Origin of the sequence: Janthinobacterium sp. PSRC1-1, from assembly GCF_049897525.1 — a bacterium.
In the GTDB taxonomy this organism is placed as follows: Bacteria; Pseudomonadota; Gammaproteobacteria; order Burkholderiales; family Burkholderiaceae_D; genus Janthinobacterium; species Janthinobacterium tructae.
Genome location: NZ_JAFCWK010000001.1, coordinates 11,539 through 36,414, shown reverse-complemented (window position 1 = coordinate 36,414; position 24,876 = coordinate 11,539). Strand labels below are relative to the sequence as shown.

General features: G+C 61.7%; 21 protein-coding genes. 4 read left to right on the top strand and 17 right to left on the bottom strand.

Going from position 1 to position 24,876, the window contains the following annotated elements:
- Position 1: 1 nt before the first annotated feature.
- Entirely contained in the window at positions 2-1,057 is a 1,056-nt protein-coding gene (queA, locus tag ACP7DW_RS00155) for a tRNA preQ1(34) S-adenosylmethionine ribosyltransferase-isomerase QueA (RefSeq protein WP_426053887.1), read from the bottom strand.
- Positions 1,058-1,235: 178 nt separating this feature from the next.
- Here queA and recG point away from each other — a divergent pair, with 178 nt between their 5' ends.
- Positions 1,236-3,338, top strand: a complete 2,103-nt coding sequence (gene recG, locus ACP7DW_RS00150) for an ATP-dependent DNA helicase RecG (protein WP_426053888.1) — start codon at positions 1,236-1,238, stop codon at positions 3,336-3,338.
- Between the two features lie 124 nt (positions 3,339-3,462).
- On the opposite strand, the gene ACP7DW_RS00145 is transcribed toward recG, so the two are convergent.
- The 10 genes from ACP7DW_RS00145 to ACP7DW_RS00100 form a co-directional block, all read right to left on the bottom strand.
- Positions 3,463-3,954 carry an REP-associated tyrosine transposase gene (locus ACP7DW_RS00145; protein WP_426053889.1) on the bottom strand — a complete coding sequence of 164 codons (492 nt, stop codon included), beginning with the start codon at positions 3,952-3,954 and terminating at the stop codon, positions 3,463-3,465.
- 259 nt (positions 3,955-4,213) lie between these two features.
- Complete coding sequence (locus ACP7DW_RS00140) at positions 4,214-4,339, bottom strand: hypothetical protein (protein ID WP_255206293.1); 126 nt, start codon at positions 4,337-4,339, stop codon at positions 4,214-4,216.
- A complete protein-coding gene (locus ACP7DW_RS00135) occupies positions 4,339-5,553 on the bottom strand; it encodes an MFS transporter (RefSeq protein WP_426053890.1) in 1,215 nt (404 codons plus the stop codon). The genes ACP7DW_RS00140 and ACP7DW_RS00135 overlap by 1 nt, the downstream gene beginning before the upstream one ends.
- Positions 5,554-5,564: 11 nt before the next feature.
- A complete protein-coding gene (locus tag ACP7DW_RS00130) occupies positions 5,565-6,566 on the bottom strand; it encodes a Gfo/Idh/MocA family protein (protein ID WP_426053891.1) in 1,002 nt (333 codons plus the stop codon).
- Between the two features lie 3 nt (positions 6,567-6,569).
- The gene (locus ACP7DW_RS00125) at positions 6,570-7,385 is read right to left on the bottom strand and encodes a DUF3025 domain-containing protein (RefSeq protein ID WP_426053892.1); all 816 of its coding nucleotides are present in this window, start codon (positions 7,383-7,385) and stop codon (positions 6,570-6,572) included.
- Positions 7,386-7,391: 6 nt separating this feature from the next.
- Positions 7,392-8,456: a dihydroorotase gene (pyrC, locus tag ACP7DW_RS00120; RefSeq protein WP_426053893.1), complete on the bottom strand. Its 1,065-nt coding sequence runs from the start codon at positions 8,454-8,456 to the stop codon at positions 7,392-7,394.
- A gap of 119 nt (positions 8,457-8,575) precedes the next feature.
- Positions 8,576-10,711 carry a dynamin family protein gene (locus tag ACP7DW_RS00115; RefSeq protein WP_426053894.1) on the bottom strand — a complete coding sequence of 712 codons (2,136 nt, stop codon included), beginning with the start codon at positions 10,709-10,711 and terminating at the stop codon, positions 8,576-8,578.
- A gap of 48 nt (positions 10,712-10,759) precedes the next feature.
- Positions 10,760-11,575, bottom strand: coding sequence for a hypothetical protein (locus tag ACP7DW_RS00110; protein WP_426053895.1), 816 nt, complete (start codon positions 11,573-11,575; stop codon positions 10,760-10,762).
- A 24-nt stretch (positions 11,576-11,599) separates the two neighbouring features.
- Entirely contained in the window at positions 11,600-13,102 is a 1,503-nt protein-coding gene (locus tag ACP7DW_RS00105) for a dynamin family protein (RefSeq protein WP_426053896.1), read from the bottom strand.
- A complete protein-coding gene (locus tag ACP7DW_RS00100) occupies positions 13,099-14,769 on the bottom strand; it encodes a dynamin family protein (RefSeq protein WP_426053897.1) in 1,671 nt (556 codons plus the stop codon). The genes ACP7DW_RS00105 and ACP7DW_RS00100 overlap by 4 nt, the downstream gene beginning before the upstream one ends.
- 410 nt (positions 14,770-15,179) lie before the next feature.
- On the opposite strand from ACP7DW_RS00100, the gene ACP7DW_RS00095 reads away from it, so the two are divergent.
- Positions 15,180-16,562, top strand: coding sequence for an IS701 family transposase (locus tag ACP7DW_RS00095; protein WP_426053898.1), 1,383 nt, complete (start codon positions 15,180-15,182; stop codon positions 16,560-16,562).
- A 16-nt stretch (positions 16,563-16,578) separates the two neighbouring features.
- Here ACP7DW_RS00095 and ACP7DW_RS00090 read toward each other — a convergent pair whose 3' ends face one another.
- The 5 genes from ACP7DW_RS00090 to ACP7DW_RS00070 all read right to left on the bottom strand — a co-directional run bounded on the left by ACP7DW_RS00090 (position 16,579) and on the right by ACP7DW_RS00070 (position 21,871).
- Positions 16,579-17,304, bottom strand: coding sequence for an amino acid ABC transporter ATP-binding protein (locus ACP7DW_RS00090; RefSeq protein ID WP_099376217.1), 726 nt, complete (start codon positions 17,302-17,304; stop codon positions 16,579-16,581).
- Positions 17,305-17,323: 19 nt separating this feature from the next.
- Positions 17,324-18,016, bottom strand: a complete 693-nt coding sequence (locus ACP7DW_RS00085) for an amino acid ABC transporter permease (RefSeq protein ID WP_298403047.1) — start codon at positions 18,014-18,016, stop codon at positions 17,324-17,326.
- 1 nt (position 18,017) lies between these two features.
- The gene (locus tag ACP7DW_RS00080; protein ID WP_099764374.1) at positions 18,018-18,767 is read right to left on the bottom strand and encodes an amino acid ABC transporter permease; all 750 of its coding nucleotides are present in this window, start codon (positions 18,765-18,767) and stop codon (positions 18,018-18,020) included.
- A 97-nt stretch (positions 18,768-18,864) separates the two neighbouring features.
- Positions 18,865-19,821: an amino acid ABC transporter substrate-binding protein gene (locus tag ACP7DW_RS00075; RefSeq protein WP_426053899.1), complete on the bottom strand. Its 957-nt coding sequence runs from the start codon at positions 19,819-19,821 to the stop codon at positions 18,865-18,867.
- Positions 19,822-20,017: 196 nt separating this feature from the next.
- Positions 20,018-21,871, bottom strand: coding sequence for an ABCB family ABC transporter ATP-binding protein/permease (locus ACP7DW_RS00070; RefSeq protein WP_426053900.1), 1,854 nt, complete (start codon positions 21,869-21,871; stop codon positions 20,018-20,020).
- 136 nt (positions 21,872-22,007) lie between these two features.
- Between ACP7DW_RS00070 and ACP7DW_RS00065 the strand changes: the two genes are divergently transcribed.
- Together ACP7DW_RS00065 and ACP7DW_RS00060 are read left to right on the top strand one after the other, a co-directional pair.
- Positions 22,008-22,373: an acyl-CoA thioesterase gene (locus tag ACP7DW_RS00065; protein WP_243420446.1), complete on the top strand. Its 366-nt coding sequence runs from the start codon at positions 22,008-22,010 to the stop codon at positions 22,371-22,373.
- A gap of 24 nt (positions 22,374-22,397) precedes the next feature.
- The gene (locus tag ACP7DW_RS00060) at positions 22,398-23,990 is read left to right on the top strand and encodes an alkaline phosphatase D family protein (RefSeq protein WP_426053901.1); all 1,593 of its coding nucleotides are present in this window, start codon (positions 22,398-22,400) and stop codon (positions 23,988-23,990) included.
- Here the strand turns inward: ACP7DW_RS00060 and ACP7DW_RS00055 are convergent.
- Positions 23,987-24,853, bottom strand: a complete 867-nt coding sequence (locus ACP7DW_RS00055) for a LytTR family DNA-binding domain-containing protein (RefSeq protein WP_426053902.1) — start codon at positions 24,851-24,853, stop codon at positions 23,987-23,989. The genes ACP7DW_RS00060 and ACP7DW_RS00055 overlap by 4 nt on opposite strands.
- Positions 24,854-24,876 lie beyond the last annotated feature (23 nt).

The following is a 24,876-nucleotide window of genomic DNA, read 5'->3' as shown; positions in this document are numbered from 1 at the left end:
GTCAGTCTTTCACGGGAGTATCAAGGTTCAGTGCAGCGCGCGATTGCGTGGTCAGCAGCATCGCATCGCCATAGCTGAAGAAACGGTAGTTCTGCGCGATCGCATGCGCGTAGGCGTTGCGGATCGGCGCATAGCCGGCAAAGGCCGACACCAGCATCAGCAGGGTCGACTTCGGCAAATGGAAGTTGGTGATCAGCCGCGTCACCGTTTTAAACGCATAGCCGGGCGTGATGAACAGGGCCGTATCGGCGCTGCCCGCCACCAGTTGGCCGCTTTGCGAGGCCGACTCCAGCGCGCGCAAGCTGGTCGTGCCGACGGCGACCACGTCGCGCCCGGAAAGTTGGGCGGCGCGCACGGCATCGACCGTGTCCTGCGGCATGGTGTACCACTCGGTGTGCATCTTGTGTTCGGCCAGCACTTCCGTGCGCACGGGCTGGAAGGTGCCGGCGCCCACGTGCAGGGTCACATAAGCAAAGTTGACGCCCTTGGCCTTCAATTGATCGAGCAGGGCCTGGTCGAAATGCAGGCCCGCCGTCGGCGCGGCGACGGCGCCGGGCACCTTGTTGAAGACGGTCTGGTAGCGCGTCTCGTCAAATTCGTCCGCATCGTGCTCGATGTAGGGCGGCAGCGGCAAGCGGCCATGCGCCTCGATCAGCTCGAACACGTCGGCCTCGAAGTGCAAAGTAAAGAATTCGCCGGCGCGCTGGCCGACCGTCACGTCAAACGCGTCGGCCAGGCGGATGCGGCAGCCGGGCGGCGGCGACTTCGAGGCGCGCACCTGGGCCAGCACGGTGCGCTCGTCCAAGACACGCTCGACCAGCGCCTCGATCTTGCCGCCGCTTTCCTTCACGCCAAAGAAGCGCGCCTTGAGTACGCGCGTATCGTTCATCACCAGCAGGTCGCCCGCGGCTAGCTGTCCGACGATGTCGGCGAAGCTGCGGTCGACCAGGGTGTCGCCGTCCAGATGCAACAGGCGCGAGGCGCTGCGCTCGGCCAACGGAGTTTGCGCAATGTTTTCTTGCGGCAAATTAAAATCGAAATCGGAAAGCGAATACATGCGTTTTGCTTCAAAAGTACGTCAAAAATGATTAGGAGTGCGCAATGGAACATCTGGCACTATACTGTGCGCCTATACAGGCATTACAATAATCCGCCGCAACAATTTACGACTGCGGTACGCACAGGGTGTGCCGGACAACCCTCTATTTTACGCTAGCGGCACAAAAATCTCCGATATGTCCGAACCCAAGCCCGATCTTCCTCCCGCAGCCAAGCCGGCCGCGAAGCCGAAAGCCGCCAAAAAAGTGGTCAGCACGGAAAGCCGGCTGGCCAAACTGGGCTTGCGCACGGATATGGATCTGGTGCTGCACTTGCCGATGCGCTACGAGGATGAGACGAAAGTCTACACGATACGCGATGCCTGCCTGCGTGGCGGCGAGTCGTGGCAAGTGGAAGGCGTCGTCACCAAATGCGAAGTCAATTTCAAGCCGCGCAAGCAATTGCTGGTGACGATCGCCGACGAAACGGGCAATTTGCTGCTGCGTTTCATGAATTTCTACGGCAGCCAGGTCAAGCAGCTGGCCGAAGGCACGCGGGTGCGCGCGCGTGCCGAACTCAAACACGGCTTTTTCGGCGCCGAGATGGTGCACCCGACGTATAAAGTGGTCAACGAGGGCGCGCCCCTGCCCACGGCGCTGACGCCCGTGTATCCGTCCGGCGAAGGCTTGTCGCAGCACGTGCTGCGGCGCGAGATCGCCGACGCCATGCGCCGCATCGACTGGCACGACACCTTGCCTGACGAGCTGTTGCACCAGATGCAGCTGTCGCCGTTCCGCGCCGCCGTGCACCTGCTGCACTATCCGCCGCAGGACATCGATGAAAGCGCGCTGATGGACCGCTCGCACCCGGCCTGGGTGCGCATGAAATTCGATGAGCTGCTGGCGCAGCAGCTGTCGCTGAAACGCGCCCAGCGCGCGCGCCGCTCGAAAGGCGCGGCGTCCTTGCCCATCGTCGGCAAACTCTCGGCATCCTTTGCCGCCGCCCTGCCCTTCAAGCTGACGGGCGCGCAGGCGCGCGTGCTAGAGGAAATCCGCGCCGACCTGCACCAGCCGTATCCGATGCAGCGCCTGCTGCAAGGCGACGTCGGCAGCGGCAAGACGGTCGTCGCCGCCTTGTCCGCCACGCAGGCGATCGACAGCGGCTACCAGGCCGCGCTGATGGCGCCCACGGAGATCCTGGCCGAGCAGCACTTCCGCAAGATCGCCGCCTGGATGGAGCCGCTGGGCGTGAAGGTGGCCTGGCTGACGGGCAGCCTGAAGAAAAAGGAAAAGACGGCCGCGCTGGCCCTGATCGAATCGGGCGAAGCCCAGCTGGTGATCGGCACGCATGCGCTGATCCAGGACAATGTGCTGTTTGCCAAACTGGGCCTGGTGATCGTCGACGAGCAGCACCGCTTCGGCGTGGGCCAGCGCCTGACCCTGCGCAACAAGGGCGACAGCGCGGCCGTGCCGCACCAGCTGATGATGTCGGCCACGCCGATCCCGCGCACCCTGGCCATGACGTATTACGCCGACCTGGAAGTGTCGGTGATCGACGAGCTGCCGCCCGGACGCAGCCCCATCGTCACGCGCGCCATCGACCAGAACCGGCGCGACGAAGTCATCGCCCGCGTGTATGCGGCCGCGCTGGAAGGCCGGCAAGTGTACTGGGTCTGTCCCCTGATAGAGGAATCGGAAGCGCTGCAGCTGCAGACGGCCACCGACACCTACATGATGCTGGCCGAAGCGCTGCCCGCGCTGCAGGTGGGCCTGGTACACGGCCGCATGAAGCCGGCGGAAAAGCAGGCAGTGATGGACGCCTTCATCGCCGGCCAGATCCACGTGCTGGTGGCCACCACCGTCATCGAGGTGGGCGTCGACGTGCCGAACGCCTCGCTGATGGTGATCGAGCACGCCGAGCGTTTTGGCTTGTCGCAGCTGCACCAGCTGCGCGGCCGCGTGGGGCGCGGCACGGCGGCCAGCGTCTGCCTGCTGCTCTATCAAGGTCCGTTGGGCGGCGTGGCGCGCCAGCGCCTGATGACCATGCGCGAGACGACGGACGGTTTTGAAATCGCCCGCCGCGACCTGGAAATCCGCGGCCCCGGGGAGTTTCTTGGCGCGCGCCAGTCCGGCCAGGCCATGCTGCGCTTCGCCGACCTGGAAACGGATCAATGGCTGGTCGATCAGGCGCGCGACGTGGCGCACGATCTGCTGCACGCCACCACGGCAGCGGCAGCGGCCACCGTGGAAGCGCATCTGGCGCGCTGGCTAGGTGGGAAAGAAGAATTTTTGAAGGTGTAAATCTGGTATTGCTGGCTTTTAGGTGTTGTCGGATTACGCGATAGACGTGGCGCAAGTCGGGTAGGTCGGATTAGCGTAGCGTAATCCGACTTCTGACGTAATCCGACAACATTGTTAGCGCTCCTCACTCCCGTCCAACACCCTCAATCGCCACACCGTCCCCGCCCCAATCCTCTGCGCACAAGCCGTGCTTTACATACCGGTGAAAACTGGAATACGGCCAATCGATAACTTTACCCACCAAACCATGTTTGACAGGGTTGTAATGGATATAATCGACATGGTTGGCGAAGTCGCGCTCGTCGCGCAAGACATGCTCCCAATACCGCTGCTGCCAGACATTTTTAAGATTGCTGTGCTTGCTGAACCATGTCTTGATCAAGCGCCAGCGCGTCATGAAATCGGTATCGCCGGCAGGCAAGGTCCAGATGCAGTGCAGGTGATCGGGCAGGATGACAATGGCCACGATATCGAATGGCCGTTTCTGGCGCACGGCGCGAAAAGCATCCCGCAGCACGTCCACGGCAGTGGCGGTAGCAAAAACGGGCCGGCGACGGGCAGTCACCACCGTGAAGAAAAAGCTGCCGCCTGGCTGGTATGCGCGTCGGTATCGCATGGTTTCAGGGTGATGTCGGATCACGGCCTGCGGCCCCGACGCCGTCGGTATTGTTTATTCTCGGGTGATGTCGGATTACGGCCTGCGGCCTAGACGCCATCGGAATTGTTTATTTTCGGGTGATGTCGGATTACGGCCTGCGGCCTAATCCGACCTACGCAAATACCCTGACGGCAGGTCGGGTAGGTCGGATTAGCGTAGCGTAATCCGACTTCCAGCGTAATCCGACTTTTCGCAAACTACCTTGCGCCCGCGCAGCCTACATGCACATCCAGAAGCGGTTCGCCAGGTCGAGCATGAAGTCGGGCCGCAGATAGGCCAGGAAGACGAGGGCCAGCAGCGCGGCGCCAGCCAGGCGCCACAGCCACGTGCGCCAGCTGGCCATCACGCGGCCACCGCCACGCGCTTGACGGCGCGCTCGTCGATGGGCAGGTTGATCAGCGCGGCCAGCAAACCCAGGCCGATGGTGATCATCCAGACGATGTGGTAACTGCCCTGGTGCTCGTACAGATAGCCGCCCAGCCAGGCGCCCAGAAAACTGCCCACCTGGTGCGAGAAGAACACCATCCCGGCCAGCATCGACAGGTGCTTGACGCCGAAGATGCCGGCGATGATGCCGTTCGTCAGCGGCACCGTCGACAGCCACAGCACGCCCATGCCGGCGGCAAACAGGTACACCGACCACGCCGACAATGGCGCCAGCAGGAACACGGTGATGACCACGGCGCGCGTCACGTAGATGGCCGACAGCAGATAGCGCTTGGCGATCTTGCCGCCGAGTTTGCCCGCGTAATAGGAGCCGACGATGTTGAACAGGCCGATCAGCGCCAGCGCCGTGACGGCGATGTTCGGATTCATCAGGCCCTGGTCCTTCAGGTAGGCCGGCAAATGCACGCCGATGAAGACCAGCTGGAAACCGCAGACGAAATACCCTGCCAGCAGCAGCCAGAACGAGCGGCTGGCGATGGCTTCGCTGAAGGCCGCGCCCACGCTTTGCTGCGGACCGCCGGCGTGCGAGACGGGTGGCTCGCGCAAATAAAAGGCCATCGGGATCATGGCCAGCAGCACCAGCGCGGCCAGCACATAAAAGGCGTTTTGCCAGCCCACGGCGGAGATCAGCTGCTGCTCCACCGGCATCATCAGGAACTGGCCGAAGGAGCCGGCCGCCGACGAAATGCCGAAGGCCCACGAGCGCTGCTCGGGCGGCGCGCTGCGGCCGATGATGCCGCTGATGGCGCCGAAGGCCGTGCAGGCCAGCGCCAGGCCGATGAAGATGCCGGAACCGGCGATGAACAGGGCCGGTTGCATCACGAGCGCCATCCACACCAGGCCCGCCATGTAGCTGATGGCGCCGACGATGACGACGCGCATGGTGCCGAAACGGTCGGCCGCCATGCCGGCGAACGGACCGAAGACGCCCCACATCAGGTTTTGCATGGCCAGCGCCAGCGAATACGTTTCGCGCGTCCAGCCATTCGCTTGCGAGATCGGCTGCATCCAGAAGCCCAGGCCGTGGCGCACGCCCATCGCCAGGGTCAGGACGACGCCGCTGGCGATGAGGACGGTTTTCAGGCTGGGGCGGGATGAGGGCGATGTCATGGGGTTCCTGTTCACGCCTGCTCGGCGCTGTGGTCAGAGCGATACACGAGACCGATCTGGCCACGCATGGTGTCAAGGTTATGCATCAGGGCCACGCTGTCGGCGTGCGGCATGACGGGACTTTCCAGCAGGCCGGCGCGGATGCAGCGCATCGCTTCGATGGCCTCGTGCGCGTAGCCATTGCCCAGGTGCGGTGCGGCGACGACGCGGCGCACGCCATCCATCGTTTCGACGATCAGATGATCGGGTTTGTAAAAACGGTTGGGCAGGCGAATCCGCCCCAGGCTGCCGGAAATGGTCATTTCAGTCGGCGTTTGCGCGCGCAGGCTGCAGGCGCAGGACGAGGTGCCACCGCCCGCGTGCAGCAGGGAAAACACGACCTGCTCATCGACGCCGGTGGCGCCCATTTCAGCGAGCGCCTGTACCTGCGATACCGGACCGAGGAAAAACGCCGCCATCGACAGCGGATAGATGCCCACGTCGAGCAGCGCGCCACCTCCCAGCTCCGGATTGAACATGCGGTGCTCGGGCGGGAAATTGGCGACAAAACCGATATCGGCCTGCACTTGCCGCAGCACGCCGATTTCGCCGCTGGCGATGATGCGCTGCGCTTCCTGCACGGCGGGCAGGAAACGGCTCCACATGGCTTCCATCAAAAACAGTTTTTTATCGCGTGCCAGGTCGACCACGGCCTGCGCTTCGCGCGCGTTCATGGTGAACGGTTTTTCGCACACGACGTGCTTGCCTGCGGCCAGGCACAGCAAGGCGTTTTCCGCATGCAGGGTGTGCGGCGTGGCGATGTAGATCACGTCCACGCCGGGGTCCATGGCCAGCGCCTGGTAGGAACCGTGGCAACGTTCGATGCCGAATTCGGCGCCGAAGGCCTGTGCGCCGGCATCGCTGCGCGAAGCGACCGCCACCAGCTGCGCGCCGGGCGCATCGCGCAAGCCATGGGCCATCGCGCGCGCGATCTTGCCGGTGCCGAGGATGCCCCAGCGGACGGTCTTTTCCATGCTCTACTCTCTTTCTGCGCCAGCTGCCTTGCGCTTCGGGCGGAACACCGCCGCGTCATTGTAAAAATCGTCGTCCTGCCCCTCGCACCAGCCGGGTAAACCCAGCACGGGCAGCGGCGTGAAGTCCGCCGTGGTGAGACCTTGCTGGGCCAGATCCTGCGCCACGCGCTCGTCGAGCCAGGTGCGGCGTGCCGCATCGTCCAGGGTGAAATAGGCGTCACCGGCAAAGATCACGCGCGTGTGCGCCGTGATGGCCTTGCGCGGCACCACCAGTTTTTCCATCAGCGCGTGGCCGAACAGCCAGACTTCGGCGTCGCCGCCCGCGCCAAATTTATCGCGCTGCGCAATGAACGCGCTGCGCCAGTCGTGCCCGCGCAGCGCCGCTTCCAGCGCGCGTCCGGCATCGCTGTCGCGCAGCACCAGCAAGGCGCAATTTTCATCGAAAATCGTCGCGCCATCGCGCGCGGGACCGCGCGATTTTCCGACGCCGGACAGGGCGATCTGCGCCGCCTGCAGCGCGTTCAATTGCCGCTTGATGCGGGGGAAGGTGAGCCACACGAGCGCGTTGAAAAAATCGTGCAGATTGTCGCGCGTGGGCACGCCGCCCGTCGCGCCGATGAACTCTTCATAGGCCACGCCTTCGGGCAGGTCCGCTTGCGGCACGAAGGCCAGCGGCAGGCCGGTGGGATTGCGCAAGTCCAGCGCCCGCGCCCGGGCGTTCAGCGCGGCAATTACCGTATCGCGCTGCAGATCCAGCTGCCGCCGCGCCGGCAGCACCGTGGCAAACCAGGGACGGCTCCAGTCTATCGATGGCAGCATGAACGCTTAGACCATTTTCCAGTTGATCTGCTCGCCCGCGTTGAGCGGAATCACGTGGCTGTCACCCAGCGGCAGCGAAGCCGGCAAGGTCCAGCTTTCGCGGCGCAAGGTGATGCTGTCCGTGTTGCGCGGCACGCCGTAGAAGGCCGGGCCGTGGAAGCTGGCGAACGCTTCCAGTTTATCGAGCGCGCCGGCCCGTTCGAACGCTTCGGCATACATTTCCATCGCGTGCAGGGCCGTGTAGCAACCGGCGCAGCCGCAAGCCATTTCCTTGGCGCCTTGCGCGTGCGGCGCCGAGTCGGTGCCGAGGAAAAAACGCTCGTCGCCGCTGGCGGCGGCCGTCATCAGCGCCAGGCGGTGCTCTTCGCGCTTGAGGATGGGCAGGCAGTAGTAATGCGGACGGATGCCGCCCTTGAAAATCTCGTTGCGGTTGTACAGCAGATGATGCGCCGTGATGGTGGCGGCGATCGGGCCTTCCGCTTCGGCCACGTACTGCGCCGCATCCTTGGTGGTGATGTGTTCGAACACGACGGACAGGGCCGGGAAGGCGCTGCGCAGCGGACGCATCACGCGCTCGATGAAGACGGCTTCGCGGTCGAAGATGTCGATTTCCGGGTCCGTCACTTCGCCGTGCACGAGGAAGGGCATGCCCACTTCCTGCATCACTTCGAGCACCTTGTAGCAATTCTTCAAATCCGTCACGCCCAGGTCGGAATTCGTCGTGGCGCCAGCCGGATACAATTTGACGGCCTGCACGATGCCGCTGTCCTGCGCGCGGCGGATTTCGTCGGGTGAGGTGTTGTTCGTCAGGTACAGCACCATCAGCGGATCGAAGTTCACGCCTTGCGGCACGGCGGCCAGGATGCGCTCGCGGTAGGCGGCGGCATCGGCCGTGGTGGTGACGGGCGGCTTCAGGTTCGGCATGACGATGGCGCGGCCGAACTGGCGCGCGCTGTGCGGCAGCACGCTGGCCATGACGGCGCCATCGCGCAGGTGCAGATGCCAGTCGTCAGGACGGGTGATGGTGATGGAGGATGGAACGGCGGCTGGGGTGTGATCGAGTGTGGACATGGCGGCTGCTCTCAGGCGGTCATTGCGAATAACGCCATTTTACCAGCCGCGGGGCAGCCTTTGCAGGCCAGTCACCCGCCTGGGCGATAAGCAGTTTCAGGTGCCTGATCGCTTGATTGTCAGGCTTGAGTCTCAAGGGTGGCAAGCACGCCGGCCGCGAGCACGGCAATCCTGGCGCCAATCGCGAGGTCATTTTCCTTGTCTGCAAACGCCTGCTGCAAGGACGACAACTCCTGCCGCAGATCCGCCACCATTTGCTGCTCCAGCGAGGCACGAACGCCATCGAGCTGCTGACACAACTGCGCTACGCCAAGCTCAAAAGCACTACCAATATCCTGGAAGACATCCTGCAAGGCTTGGGCCAGCGACGCCCTCAAGCGCGCCATGTGCTCGGGGTCACGTATTTCACCCTTGAAACGGCTACCGATACCGGCACCGATACCGCTGACCTCCAGTTGCAGCTCGGGTAACACCAGGCGCTCCATCGATGCTTGCAAGGTCCGGCGAAAGTGACCTGGATCGAAAGCGGCATCATCGGTATCGAGGGCGCGCAACAATGCGCTGCGCAAGGCAGCCAGCAGTTCCCCGCGGTTGACGACGCGGGCGAAAGCGTGCTCGATATCGGCGGCGCTGGTGCGGCCATACGTCAACACTTGCTCCACAGCATCGGCCGCAGCCATATATGTATAGCTGCTGGTATAGCTGCGATAAACAGTCTCGGTATTGCCCCAGGAAAAGGGGTTATACCAGCGCGAGGTGCTCACTTCATGCGATGAGGTATGGGTTTCCGTTCCCGATTTTTCTTTCAGGTTGGAAAAGTCGGCCATGGCGCCTTTCAATTGCGCCAGCATGGTGTCTCTGGTGCGCCATGCGGCCTGTGTATGCTGGTCAATTTCCCGTGTCAGGCAGGTGACGATATCGGCGATACGGTGCTCACAGGCCTGGCGCTGGCGCTCCAAGGTGGCAAGATCGCCTGTTTGTAGTTGCTGGGCGCGCCGTTGCACCGCATCCGTCAATTCACGCAAACACAGGCCGAGTTCACGCCGTGCGCGCGGCAAGACGTCCTGGCGCTGCTGCTCCAGCAGGTCGTGCTTGTCGAGCCGTGCCTGCTCATATGCGGCCTTGAGCGCATCAAAGTTGGCCAACCGGGCCCAGTCTTCGTTGCTGATGACTGCGCCATTCCAGCATTGCCTTGCCATCGCCTGCATCTGGCCATGCACATGATGCATGTTCTTGTTCCAGCGATGCTCCGGCCAACTGGCAAAGCCATGCGCAAAGGTACTGGCAAAGACGGGCGCACGCAGGCCATGGAGCATGGCCGCCAGTTCGCCACGGCCTTGCGCCTGGCGTTCATTGGCAAGCTTGTCCATTGCCTGCGCCGCACGCCGCGACAGCCGCGACTTGATATTATCTTCGGTGGCGGCGAGCGAGCTGCGGTCATAACCATCATCGAGCAGCACGGAATCATATTGCCCGGCGACCAGTACGATGCGCTTGACACCTTTGCCTGGCAATTGCAGATGCAGCAGATCGGTATCGGACTGATCCAGGAACTGGCTGCAGCGCGACAGGAAAAACACCACGTCACACTGCGCCATGTATTCCTTGGTCTTTTGCGTGCGGCTGATCACCGGATCATTCATGCCCGGCGTGTCGACGAGATCGAGCCCGCGCAGTTCCTCCATGGGCAGTTCAAGGCTGGTGGCCTTGACCAGGGCCGTATAGCGGCCGTTCTCGCCTGCGTAGTCATTGAGCGGCAGCTGTTCCGCATGCGTGGCGACCAGCCGCTCGCTGCCCTTGGCCAGGGTGGCGGCGATATCGACACCACTGTCACGGGCCATGCTGACCAGTTCACGCGCGACCCTGGCGCCATCGTCTTGCGCCACGCCTGCCGCCATGTCAACGATACCTGCCCATTCCTGCGGGCTGTAGTATTCCACCGTCAGCACCGGCGCCGGGCCATGCGCGATGCGCGTCAGATTGGCCGTCTTCGGCGTGGCAGCTTCGGGCAGCACGGGGCGGCCATCAAACAGCAAGGCATTCAGAAAGCTGCTTTTCCCCGCCTTGACCTGGCCGATGATGCCGATGCTTAAATGCTGCCGTGCCTCGTCGAAGCGTGTCATTTGCGTCAGGAAATCCTGGCGCTGCACGCCAAGCGCACTGATTTCGTGCTGAAAATGCGTGCTGCGCCAGGCTTCCAGCGCTGCGCACAGGCCGTTGAGCTGGCGCTCGAAATCCATCAATTGATGATTCATTCAATTCTTCCTGCGATGATTGGTATGGGGGAATACTGATGCAGCACCTTACGGTGCGACTGCGGGTATCCCCACGGCCTCGCGCCACACCGCATAGGCTGGAGGAAAAGGCAGGATCAGCGCGCCGGCCTTTCCGACCTCCAGAATCTCGGATTTTTTCAGCAGTATGCGGTGCAAGCAGCCAGCCTGGCTGCTACGCGTTTCTCCCACATAGGCATTTTTATCTTGAAGATTTTCAGCAGAAGTGAGGATCAACTGTCGTTCACTCAGCATATCGCCAGGTTCAGCAAGTTGCTGCTCAACAACAAACGTGAAATTACTCCAGCCTCTGTTAGTTCCAGATGACGTATTAACAACAGAAACCAAGCAACTCTCAGGCAACGCCGTATCAAACGGCAGGCCCAATACTTTCGCGACCCAGAAAGTCAGCACCAGCAATTCATCCTCGGGCAGCTGCAACAATTCGGCCAGCTCTGACAGCAAAGTCAGCTGCGGTTGCGACAGCGGGCCGTCCAGCCGGCACACGACCAGGACGTCGAGCATGAAGCTGGACGCCAGTTGGTGCTGCTGGACCGCCTGCAAGAATTCGCGCAGGCTATCCCGGTTCAGATCGGCGGCCATCTGCCAGACGGTACTTCGCCGCTCAGCCAGCCCCAGCGAGGTCAGCAACATGTCGAACAAGCGGCCTGCCATCTCGCTGATGGGTTGATCGGCCAACAGCGTCGCGGCCACGGCGCTGGCATGGCACAGGCGCGTATACTCATCGCAGGCAATTGCAAAATGCGGCGGCAAGGGAAACATTTCCACTTTGAGGGCATCGGTATCGCGCAGCAATCGCGGCAAGTCAAAATGATGGGAATTCATGATTTTTCCTGAGGGTGTAACGTATTAAAAAGACAGGATGCGCACGCTGGCCGGGCGGCTGCCCTGGTGCAGCAAGCGCGCGGCATTGCTGGCTTCAGCAGCCGCCGAGTAAGGCTGCAGCAGTGGCAGGTAGCGCTGCGATGTACGCCGCAACAGCGACGGCCGCTGTGTCGCGTCAGCCGGACGGCTGAGCAAGGCAAGATGGCGGCGATGCACTTGCGATGCATAGCCTGGTGCATGCAATGCGCGCAACAGGGACAGCAAGTCGAGCGGGGGAAGGCAGCCCTGTCCCGCACCGGCACCGGCACCGGCCGGCACAGCCATGCCGCTGGCCGGCACCAACGTATGCAAGTGAGCAAAAAAGCGCTGCTGGAACGCCTGCAGCTGCGCCGCCTGCCTGAGCGCCCATTCCAGCGCAAGCTGCATCTCGGCAAGCAGCTCGCCGGCATCATGCTGCGCATCCACCTCGGTGGACAAAGCCAGTATCCGCTTCATCAGGCCCAGCTGGCGGCGGCGCTGCTGTGCTTCATGCGCAAGGTAACGCTCATAACGAAAAAACTGGCTTTTGAAGCACTCGGCAGGACCTATTGCCGGCAGCTCATCGTTCCAGCGCTGCAATTGTTCGCGCACGGCTGACAAGGGATAAGCCTGACTGTCCCGCGTGGACACAGGCACCACGGCGAGCACCGCAATGCCGCGTGCCGATACGGCCTCGCCAATACCCTTCACGACCGCCGCCACGGACTGCGGGTCGCGCTTGTCGGCACGGCTGACGACAATCAGGCATGCCATCTCACGGGGCAGCGACGCCAGGAACACCAGGTCTTGTTCCGAGATGGCGCCAGCTTCGACCGACACGACCCAGATCACGGCCTGCGCCGCACTCAGTTGTGCGTGGGCGATCCTGGCATCGGTACGCGCCTTGAGGACGTTGCCATCGGGTTTGGAATAGCCAGGCACGTCGATCAGGGCCAGCGCAGGCCATGGAAATTCCGGTAGCGCATACAGGGCGCTTTGCAACATCGCCCCTGCATTACTGCCGTACGCTTCCTGCTCACCATGCGTCAGGCTGAGAAACTCCGACTTGCTCAGTTCGACCTTCTGCAACAGGCGATTGAGCCCAAGAATCACGCTTTGCTGATGTCGCAACAGATAGGTCGGCAGCGCGGTGGTCGGGTCGACCTCGACGGCCAGCAATTGCTGGCCAAGCAGGGCGTTGATCAGGCTGGATTTGCCGGCGCTGAACGTACCACCGACGCCGACGGTCTTTCTCCCGGTCAGCATGGGAAAGCTGCACAATTGTTGCAACTGTCCCAACCCTTCTTCCAGTGCCGCGACGATCTGGCTGAAATCAGCCGGCGCGCCATGCCGCGCCAGTTCCATCAAATCGTGCCGGACAAGCTGCTGCAGCGCATCGAACTCGTCATTGATGGCGGCCGCGCCTGCGGCGGCTGGCTCACCAGCGGTGACGCGGCATAACAGACGATATCGCGCTTCGATCTCGTCCGGAGACAACAGCACGCTCATGGCTGCTCGCAGGCGTCGATAATGGACTGGACCGCGTGGCGATCAATCTCATACTGCCGGCGCTTCTGCTGGAACGCCGTATCGCCTTGCGCCAGGTCGGCATCAAGCTTGGCCAGCGCTGCCTGGCGCTGGGCCAGTTGCTGTTCTGCTGCTGCAACAATACCGGCTTTGGCCTGCTGCACATGTGCCTGCAACGTCGTTTGCAAGGCGGTGCGCGCGGCCTGCTGTATTTGCGGGAAGACCTGGTTGAGCAGATGCATGCGGATTTCCTCATGACGCTGCGCCTGAGCAACTTCAGCCTTGCCGCGATTGGCAAAGATCCGCTGCAAGATGTCTATCAAACCCAGCAACAAGGGCTTGAGCACTTTTGCAACCGGAAACCGGCTGGCAAGCAAATCGATGGCTTGATCCGCCACCATGTGTATCATCGCGCGATCAATGCCCGCATCGCTGTCTTTCGCCACCGAAGCGCCGCCAGGAATACGCAGGTCTATATCCAGCACGGCCGGCGTAAAATCGCCGACTCGGTCAAAATAGCGGCGCATGGCCACATCAAATTCGGCCTGGATGCCACTGGTCATGCCCAGGCGGATGGCCTGGTCAATCTGCGCGCTCACGTCACGACCGCCCAATGCGGCAACCGTCCATGCCTCGAGCTGCTCGTGCAAACGATTGCGCACATGCAGGAGGATGGCTTCCAGGACGGCCGGCAAGCTGGCATCGAGCTGTGCGGTTTCTTGCCCCAGCCGCGTTTCAAACAGTTTTATTTCCTCTGCAACACGCATCTTTTCGAGAACGATTTTTTCCCGGTCCAGATCTTCTCGATTGAGCAATACATCCAGATACTGGACCAATGGGCGCAGGCGGGCAACGAAGGGCCTGGTGACCGAATGCAGGAACAATGGCTCGGCCAATGCCTCGAGTTCCTGCAGCGCATCATCGAGCTCGCGCACCATATGCGTGCGCGCTGAAACTGTCACTACCCGTAAAGGTGCCCGTCCAGAAATGCCCTCAATCTCCCGGGCCACCTGGCGCGCCACCTCCTGCACATCGTCAGGCGATTTTTTATCGGCCTTGCTGATGACCGCGATCACCGGCATGTCATGCAGCTGCAACTCCGCCAGGGCAGCACGGATACTTGCATGCAGACCACCTTCCTCCGCGCTGACCACGATGCAATAAGCCAGGCTGCGCTCGACGTAATCGTCGATGGCGCGTCCGTGCTGGCCATTGCCCGAGTCCCAGCCTGGCATGTCGACCAGTTTCAAATGGGGCAGCCGAGCCAAGGTATCGCATTCCACATGCAAGTCCAGCCAGGCGCCTGCCGGTGCCTGGCCAGCTTGCAGTTCCAATACCTGGCTGCGCGCCAATGGCCTGACTGTGTCATCAGGAAGACATAAGGTAAAACGTTCCGGCTTGCCATATGCGAGCTCCGCAGGAATCGAGGTTTGCGGATCGACATTCGTCGACAGCAAGCTTTCCCCCATCAAGGCATTCAACAAGCTCGATTTTCCGCTACTGAACGCCCCCACGAAAGGTACACGCACCAGGAAATGGCGCGTTTGCTGTTCCACGCCGGCCAACCACTCTTGCGGCTGCTGATAAGTCTGGAGCAATTGCCTGATAGCCGGCAGTACCTCAAGAAGATGGATTTGCGGTGAAAACATGTAATGATCCCGTTCAGATGAAATGAAAAAAGTAGCGCGGCATGACGCGCACATTGAAATTTCTTCAATGCAACTAATTTAACATGGGGATACGACAAGATGTGTCGCTGGAGACATATCTCCAGCGACGGACAGAAGAAACGCAGGTACGATCAGGGCCGCCGGTAGCGGACCTGGCTCAATCTGCTAAGTAATCCTCAGGAAATTATTGTGAATTTATGAAGAACAGAACCGGATGCTATGCAAGGCGTCCGCTGCGACGCAGTGCGGGCACTGCTAGCAGAGGGCAACGCCGCAGAGCGCCGGTTATGGCAGTCAGAAATCACAATAATTTATTGGGGGTTACTTAGCTGGACTTTATCCAATTTTGAATCTGGATAGTGGGAACGTAAGCCCTGGATGCACTGTCATTGATTGACCAACTCCACCACGAGAGGTTCATCATGGCAGTTTTACCATCCGGGCTTACGCAGTCCATTGTAGGATTTTCCGATCTGTTTTCCAAGCGAGCCTGGCCGCTGGCGCAGGTGTTGCTGGCCGGTGCCATCCTGGCCGTTGGTCCGCGCACGGTCACCGCCGTGCTGCGCGTCATGGGCATGGCCGAAGAGAAACAATTTCAGAAGTATCACCGGGTGCTGAACCGTGTCAAATGGTCGGCGCTGGCCGCCAGCCGACGCCTGCTGTACTTGCTGCTCCATGCATTCGTGCCGCAGGGACCCGTGCTCATGGCCCTGGACGACACGATTGAACGCCGGCGTGGTGCCAGGATCGCTGCCAAGGGAATCTATCGCGATCCAGTGCGATCGAGCCACAGCCATTTCGTCAAGGCCAGCGGCTTGCGTTGGCTGTGCCTGATGCTGGTGGCGCCGATTCCTTGGGCCGGACGTTGTTGGGCATTACCGTTCTGTTCGGTGCTGGCGCCGTCGGAGCGCTACTACCTCGACCGTAAACGCCACCCCAACAAGCTCACCGACCGGGCTCGGCAATTACTATGGATGGTCAAACGATGGCTGCCAGAGCGGTCCATCGTGGTCGTCGCCGACAGCAGCTTTGCGGCATTGAACCTGCTTGCCGCCGTGCGCGAACAGCTGTGCGTGGTCACCCGCCTGCGTCTTGATGCCGCCTTGTACGATCCCGCGCCAGCCAGAGCGCCGGACACGCGTGGACGGCCGCCGTTGAAAGGGGCGCGCCAACCGACGCTCAAGGAGGTGCTCGCTTCCGACACCACGCTCTGGCGCGATGCGACGCTGTCGCAATGGTATGGGCAGGCCAATAAAACCATCGAGTTCGCCACCGGCACCGCTGTGTGGTACAGCGCCACTTTGCCTGTCGTGCCGTTGCGCTGGGTGCTGGTGCGCGATCCGTGCAACACCTTCCAGGGGCAGGCCTTTCTGTGTACCGACCTGGGAGCCAGGCCGGAACAAATACTGGCCTGGTTCATCCGTCGCTGGCAAATCGAAGTCACGTTCGAGGAAGCGCGCGCCCATCTGGGAATGGAGACGCAGCGGCAATGGTCCGCACCGGCTATCGCGCGTACGACGCCGGCACTACTGGGGCTGTACTCGATCGTCACGCTGGCCGCCAACGCGTTGTTGGCGGGACAAACAATGCCGACCCGCCACGCTGCCTGGTACGCCAAGGACAGCCCGACCTTCTCCGACACCATTGCCTTGGTACGACGGTCCCTATGGGGCGCGCGGATTTTTTGCGGGTCGGGGCAGCAAGCCGATACCGTAAAAATTCCCCGCGCATTATTCGAGCGCCTGACGGAGACCGTCTGTTACGCAGTCTGAATGGATAAAGTCCAGCTTAGTGAATGATCTTGGCCAGGAAATCGCGCGCGCGGTCCGAGCGCGTGGTGTTGAAGAAGTCATCCTTGCTGCAATCCTCGATGATCTTGCCCTGGTCCATGAAGACGATGCGGTTGGCCACGCGCTTGGCAAAGCCCATTTCATGCGTGACGACCATCATCGTCATGCCTTCCTGCGCCAGGCCCACCATCACGTCGAGCACCTCGTTGATCATTTCCGGATCGAGCGCCGAAGTGGGCTCGTCGAACAGCATGGCGATCGGGTCCATCGACAGCGCACGGGCGATCGCCACGCGCTGCTGCTGGCCGCCCGACAACTGGCCGGGGAATTTGTCCTGCTGCGACAGCAGGCCCACGCGGTCCAGGTATTTCAAGCCCTTGGCATTGGCTTCGTCGGCGCTGCGACCGAGCACCTTGATCTGGCCGATGGTCAGGTTTTCGCGGATGGACAGGTGCGGAAACAGCTCGAAATTCTGGAACACCATGCCGATGCGCGCGCGCAGTTTCGACAAATTCGTCTTCGGATCGTTGACGCTGATGCCGTCGACGATGATCTGCCCCTGCTGTATCGGTTCGAGGCCGTTGACGGTCTTGATCAGGGTCGACTTGCCGGAGCCGGACGGGCCGCAAATGACCATCACGTCGCCCTTGGCGACCTTGGTGGTGCAGTCGGTCAGTACCTGGAACTGGCCATACCATTTGCTGACGTTATTGAGTTCGATCATCTTGTTCTTTCTTTTTCGGTTAGCGAATGATGGCGACGCGTTTCTGCAGGCGTTTTACCAGGAACGACAAGGCATAGCACAGCACGAAATACACGACGGCGACAAACACATACATTTCCACCAGGCGGCCGTCGCGCTGCGCGATTTTCGAGGCGGCGCCGACGAAATCGGGGATCGACAGCACGTACACGAGCGACACGTCCTGAAACAGCACGATGGTCTGCGTCAGCAGCACGGGGATCATGTTGCGGAAGGCCTGCGGCAGCACGATGCTGCCCATGGTCTGCCGGTAATTCATGCCCAGCGCCTGCCCGGCCCACACCTGGCCGCGGGGAATCGACTGTATGCCACTGCGCATGATCTCGCAATAGTAGGCTGCCTCGAACATGATGAAGGTGATCAGCGCGGAAGAAAATGCGCCCACTTTCACGGGTTCGTTGGCGCCGATGACCCAGGCGGCGATGTACGGCACCAGGAAGTAGAACCAGAAGATCACCAGCACCAGCGGGATCGAGCGTATCAGGTTGACGTAGCTCGATGCCACGCCCGAGATGAGGCGGTTGCTGGACAGGCGCATCAGCGCCAGCACAGTGCCCAGCACGATGCCGCCCACCATGGCCAGCGCCGTCAGTTTCAGGGTGAAGACCATGCCGGTCTGGAACAGGTAAACCCACGAGCGGGAGATGACATCGAAGTCGAAATTACCGAACATATCAATGTCCTCCCGTCTTGGCGCCGGCGACGATGAAGCCCGGGATGGCGACCTTTTTCTCGATCAGGTGCATCAGCACCACCACCAGCAGATTGACGACGACATAAATGATGGTGGCAGCCGAAAACGCCTCGAACACCTGGAAGGAAAACTCCTGGATGGCGCGCGCGCTGGCCGTCAGTTCGATCAGGCCGATGGTCAGCGCCACGGAACTGTTCTTGATGATGTTCAAAAATTCGCTGGTCAGCGGCGGCATGATGACGCGCGCGGCCATCGGCAGCAAGATGAAACGGTAAGTTTGCGGCAGGGTCAGGCCCAGCGCCGTGCCGGCCAGTTTCTGCCCGCGCGGCAGCGCCTCGATACCCGTCGTGACCTGCACGGCCACGCGCGAGGAGGTAAAGAATCCCAGGCACAGCACAGCCGTGATGAACGGCGCGTTCGGCAGCGACTTGACCCAGGCGCCCAGATCCGGCGGCAGCAATTCCGGCATGACGAAATACCAGAGGAACATCTGCACCAGCAGCGGCACATTGCGGAACAATTCCACGTACGCATTGGCCAGGCCCACCAGCCATTTGTTCGGCAGGGTACGGACGGTGCCGATCACCAGGCCGAGGATCAAGGCCATGATCCAGGCAGCACCGGCCGTGGCCAGGGTCCACACCAGGCCGGACCACAGGGTATCCATATACGTGCCCACGCCATCGGGGGACATCTCCCAGAAGATGCGCCAATTCCAGTTGTAATTCATGATCATCCTTCCGATGCAGCCCAAGGGCAGCGGCCAGCCGCCTACCCCGCAAATAAAACCGGGAGGCTTGCGCCCCCCGATTTGTTACGCACTCTTGTTATTTTTTCCGTTTGTCCGAAGTCTTCTGCGCCTCAGGCACGGCCGCGTAGGCGGCCGGATCACCGGAGTCGGTCGGATTCGCAAACACGGCCTTCAATTGCGCCGGCATGGGGAATTTCAGGTTGATGTTTTTCGGCGGAATCGGCGAGGTAAACCATTTCGCATAAATACGGTTGATGTCGTCGCTCTTGTACAGGCGGGTCAAGGCTTCGTCGACCACTTTCTTGAAGGCCGGATCGCCCTTGCGCAGCATGATGCCGTACGGCTCGACCGACAGCGCTTCCTTGGTGATTTCGTAGTCGTTCGGGTTTTTCGAGTTGGCCACTTGCGACGCCAGCAAAATATCGTCGTTGGCTTCGGCCACCGCGCGGCCCGTTTCCAGCATCAGGAACGACTCAGGATGATCCTTGCCGACGGCAATCGTCATGCCCAGGTTCTTTTCCTTGTTCAAAATCGTCATCTGCTTGATGGTCGACGTGCCGGCCGTGGCCACCAGGGTCTTGCCGCGCAAGTCTTCCAGCGTCTTGATGTTCGAGGATTTTTTCGCCAGGATGCGGTTGCCGATGACGAACATGGTGGGCGCGAACGCCACCTGCTGCTGGCGCTCCAGGTTGTTCGTGGTCGAGCCGCATTCGAGGTCGATGGTGCCGTTGGCCATCAGCGGGATGCGGTTGGCCGAGGTGACGGGGCTCATCACCACTTTCAGTTCGGTCAGGCCCAGATGCTTTTGCAGGGCCGTGACGACTTTCATGCACAGGTCGATCGAATAACCCTGGTATTGCTGCTTGTCATCGAGATAGGAGAAGGGCACGGAGCCGTCGCGCACGCCGAGGGTGACGGAACCTGCTTTCTTGATCTTGGCCAAGGTGCCGGTCAATTCCTGAGCCTGGACTGGCGACATGCTGCTGATGACGCCGACGCTGAGCAGCGTGGCGATAATTTTGGTCAATTTCATAAATTCTCCTGGACGGACAAACCGGATACAAAGCCGGACGAAACAACTGTGGTGCAAACGCCACCAATGGAATTAATTTTATTTCATTTTCAGCGCCGAACTAGCCGTTTTCTGCGATTGCCGTCAAATAGGCGCTATACGCGCGCCGGAATCAGCGCGGCTGTAGCATTTTTCCTACTGATTGTCCCCCGCCGATTTATTTTGCCGGCGCCAGCCCCGCCAGCGCGTCGTCCTCTTCCGCCTCATCGTCCCGATTCGCCTGCTGGCGTTGCCACATTTGCGCATACAAGCCGTCAAGCACCAGCAATTGCGGATGCGTGCCCCGCTCGACGATGCGGCCATGGTCGAGCACCAGGATTTGCTGGGCGTCGGCCACCGTCGACAGCCGGTGCGCAATGACCAGGGTGGTGCGGTTTTTGGCGATTTCCTTCAGTTGCGACTGGATCGCCTGTTCGGCCTTGGAATCGAGCGCCGACGTCGCTTCGTCGAAGATCAGGATGGCCGGGTCCTTCAGCAAGGTGCGGGCGATGGCCACGCGCTGCTTTTCGCCGCCCGACAGCTTCAAGCCCCGCTCGCCCACCATAGAGTTGTAGCCATCTGGCAAGCTTTCAATAAAATCATGGATCGACGCCGCTTTCGCCGCCGCCACGATGGCATCCTTGCTGGCACCGGGCTTACCGTAGGCGATGTTGTATTCGATGGTGTCGTTGAACAGCACCGTGTCCTGCGGCACGATGCCGATGGCGGCGCGCAGCGAGTCCTGCGTGATGGCCCGCAAATCCTGGCCATCGATGGTGATGCTGCCGCCATCGACTTCATAGAAGCGGAACAGCAAGCGCGACAGGGTCGACTTGCCCGAGCCGCTGTGGCCCACCACGGCCGTCGTGGTGCCGGCGGGAATCTGGAAGTCCACGTCGAACAGGATTTGCCGCTTGGCTTCATAGCTGAAATCCACATGATTGAAACGCACGGCCGCGCCCCGCGTGACGAGCGGCTGGGCGTCCGGCGTATCGGCGATTTCGCGGTTCTCGTTCAGCAAGGAAAACAGGCGTTCCATGTCGGCCAGGCTTTGCTTGATTTCGCGGTAAATGACGCCCAGAAAATTGAGCGGGATGTACAGCTGGATCATGAAGGCGTTCACCAGCACCAGATCGCCCAGGGTCATGCTGCCATTGATCACCCCCACCGTGGCGCGCCACAGGATCAAGGTGACGGCCGTGGCGATGATCAAGGACTGGCCCGTATTGAGCAGGGACAAGGAAGTCTGCGATTTCACGGCCGCCGACTCATAGCGCTGCAAGCCTTCGTCGTAGCGCTTCGCCTCGTAATCCTCGTTGCCGAAATATTTCACGGTTTCATAGTTGATCAGCGAATCGATGGCCTTGGTATTCGCCTTCGAGTCGAGGTCGTTCATGGTGCGGCGGAAATGCGTGCGCCAGTTCGTCACCAAGACGGTAAACGCGATGTAGGACACCAGCGCCACCGCCGTAATCACGGTAAACCAGATGTCGTAATGCAAGACCAGATAGCCGAGCACGAGGGTGATTTCCACCAGGGTCGGCAGGATGTTGAACAAGGTATAGGAAATGAGCGAGCCGACGCTGCGCGTGCCCCGTTCGATATCGCGCGTCATGCCGCCCGTCTGGCGGTTCAGGTGAAAGCGCAAGGACAAGGCATGCAGGTGGCGGAACACTTGCAGCGCGATGGTGCGCACGGCCCGCTGCGTGACCCTGGCGAACAGGAATTCGCGCAATTCCGTAAACAAGGTTGTCGACAGGCGCAGCAAGCCATACGCCACCAGCAAGCCGACCGGCAGCACCAGCAGCGCTTGTGGATGCGCCGCCGTGATCGTCATGGCGTCGACGAGTTTTTTCAGGATCAGGGGCACGCCTACGTTGGCCAGCTTGGCGCCCACCAGGCATAGCAGCGCCAGCAATACTCTCCATTTGTAGACCCATAGATACGGCAGCAAGGTCTTGATGGTGGCGAAATCGCTGTGGCTGGCGGAGGCTGGCGAGCGGGGCGGAGGGGGAGTCTGGGAACGGCGCATGGCGAAGGTCGGCTTTTTATGGTTCAATCGGGGCAATTGTAGCCTTTCATGAGAATAAAAGATGAGCACCTCCCCCGACCGTCCCGATAACTGCCTCGCCTCCGGCCTGCCCGCCGGAAAAATGCCGGAATTGCGCATGATGCCCGCGCCGTCCGACGCCAATGTGTACGGCGACGTCTTCGGCGGCTGGATCATGGCGCAAGTCGATATCGCCGGTTCGCTGCCGGCCACGCGGCGCGCCAACGGCCGCGTCGCCACCATCGCGGTCAATTCCTTCATCTTCAAAAACCCCGTCTTCGTCGGCGATCTACTCTCCTTCTACGCCGAAATCGTCAAGGTGGGCAATACCTCGATCACCGTCAATGTCGAGGTGTATGCCGAGCGCAACCGCCTGCAGGCGTGCATCGTGAAAGTCACGGAAGCGACCCTGATCTACGTGGCGACGGACTCCGACCGCAAGCCGCGCAAGGTGCCGCCGATCGAGACCTTATTGTCGCAATAATCCTACGTTTTATTTTCAGACGGCATGGATAGCCAGCGCCGCATCTTCCTGCACAGCGCTGCGCGCATCACGGCGCTGGCCGCCGCCGGCAGCGTGCTGTCCGGCTCGGGCGCGCGCGCCGCCACGCGCCTGAACGGCAACGGCTATCCGTTTGCGCTCGGCGTCGCCTCCGGTTCACCGTTACCCGATGCGGTGGTGCTGTGGACGCGCATCTGTTACGACCCGCTGCAGGCAGACGCCACGCCCGCCATCGCCCTGAACGTGCGCTGGGAAGTGGCCGAAGACGAGGCTTTTCGGCGCATCGCCGCCAAGGGACAAGCCACGGCCACGCCCGCCCTCGCGCACAGCGTGCACGTCGACGTGGGCGGCCTGGCGCCCGGACGCTGGTACTGGTACCGTTTTATCTTTGGCGACGCCGTCAGTCCCGTGGGCCGCACGCGCACAGCGCCCGAGCCCGGCTCCATGCCGGCCTCGCTGAAACTGGCCGTCGCCTCGTGCCAGCATTGGGAATTCGGCGCGTATGCGGCGCACCGGCACATCGCGGCGGCCGCGCCCGACCTGGTGGCCTTTCTCGGTGATTACATTTATGAGTGGGGACCGTACCAGCTGCAGCACCCGAGCCGGGCCATGCGCACGCACGAAAGCTTTAGCCTGGACGAGTACCGCGCCCGCTATGCGCAATACAAGAGCGACCTGGATTTGCAGGGCGCGCACCTGGCCGCGCCGTGGATCGTGACCTGGGATGACCATGAAGTGGCCAACGATTACGGCAACGACCGCGACGAATTGCTCACACCCACCTTCTTGCAGCGCCGCGCGGCCGCCTACCAGGCGTTTTATGAACACATGCCGCTGCGGCTGCTACCGCTGGGGCGACGCGGCTTTGCCGACATGCGCATCTACCAGCGCTATGACTGGGGCCGGCTGGCGCGCTTCCACGTGCTCGATGACCGGCAATACCGCGCCTATCACGCGTGCGCCAAACCGGGCCGCGGCGGCTCCAATTCCGTCACCACGCGCAACTGTCCCGACTTGCTCAAACCCGGCCGCAGCATGCTGGGCGAGGAGCAGCAGCGCTGGCTGCAAACTGGTCTCGATACGTCTCCGGCGCGCTGGAATATCCTGGCTCAGCAAACGCTGATGGCGCAAGCCAGCCAGGTGCCCATCCTGCGCCCCGGCGACGAGCGCGTCTGGACCGATGGCTGGGACGGTTACCCGCTGGCGCGCCAGCACCTGCTCGACGCCCTGCGCAGCAGCAAGGCCAGCAACCCGCTGGTGCTGTCGGGCGACGTACACACGTTTTATGCCACGGAACTGAGCCGCAACGCCATGCGCCCCACCAGCAAGGATAATCCCGTGCTGGCGACCGAGTTTTGCGGCACGTCCATCACGTCGAGCTCCCGCCCGCAGGCGCGCACCGAGCAGTATGTAGCGATGAACCCGCACATCCGCTACGGACGCAGCGACAAGCGCGGCTATATGTTGATGGAAATCACTCCAGAGAAAACGACGACCCTGTTCCAGGGCCTGGAGAATGTGCGCGACAGCGCATCGGGCATCGCGACACTGGCCCGCTTTACCGTCCAGGACGGCAAGGCGGGCTTGCAGCCCACTTAGCAGGTACTTTTCAAGGCATCGCGGTAGCGCCGGCTGACGGGCACATCCCCGCCCGTGGATAGCACGGCACGCGCATCGCCCGATTCCAACGGCACGATGCTCTGCACGAAATCGAGGTTGACGATATAGCTGCGGTGCACGCGCACAAAGCGCTTGCCGTCGAGGCGGCGCTCGATGGCGGCCATGGTCGAGCGCAGCGGATAATCGTGCCCGCGCACATGCAGGTTCACATAATTTCCCCAGGCCTGTATCCACTCGATATCGGCAGCCGGCAACAGAAAATCCTTGCCCAGCTTGCGTACCAGGAAGCGTTCCGGCTGCTGCACCGGCTCCACGGCTGGGCCTTCATCGGGTTCGCCCAGCAGTGTCGCCTCGCCTTGCCAGCGCATCAGCAGCAACTGGTAAAACCCCACCGCCAACAAGACGAGGAAGTAAGCACGCACATCTTTCAGGTATTCATACGGCAACTCGCGCCACCAGTCGCCAAAATCATAGTGGCTGCCCTGGCTCCAATAGGCAACTTTGCGCAAGGCCACCATGGCCGCCACATGCACCAGGCTATAGACGACCGACGCAGCCAGGTGCCAGCGCAGGTTCTGGCGCTGGAACACCAGGTGTAGCGGCCGGTACTGTCCCGCCAGCACGACCACGGGCACCAGCGCCAGCAGCACCAGATTGCTGCTCCACTCCCACACGGCCACTTCCCAGTATGGCGTAGCGAGCCCGGCGCGCCGCAGGTCAAGCCAGGCCAGCCAGCTGTTGACGCTGGCCTGCAGCAGAGTCAGCACGATCCAGAATCCCGGCTCGGCCACGCGGCGCCAGCGTTGATAACGTTGCAACATGTCGGTGGAAGAGACGCGCATGGCTTCAGTAGGTAAATTAGTTG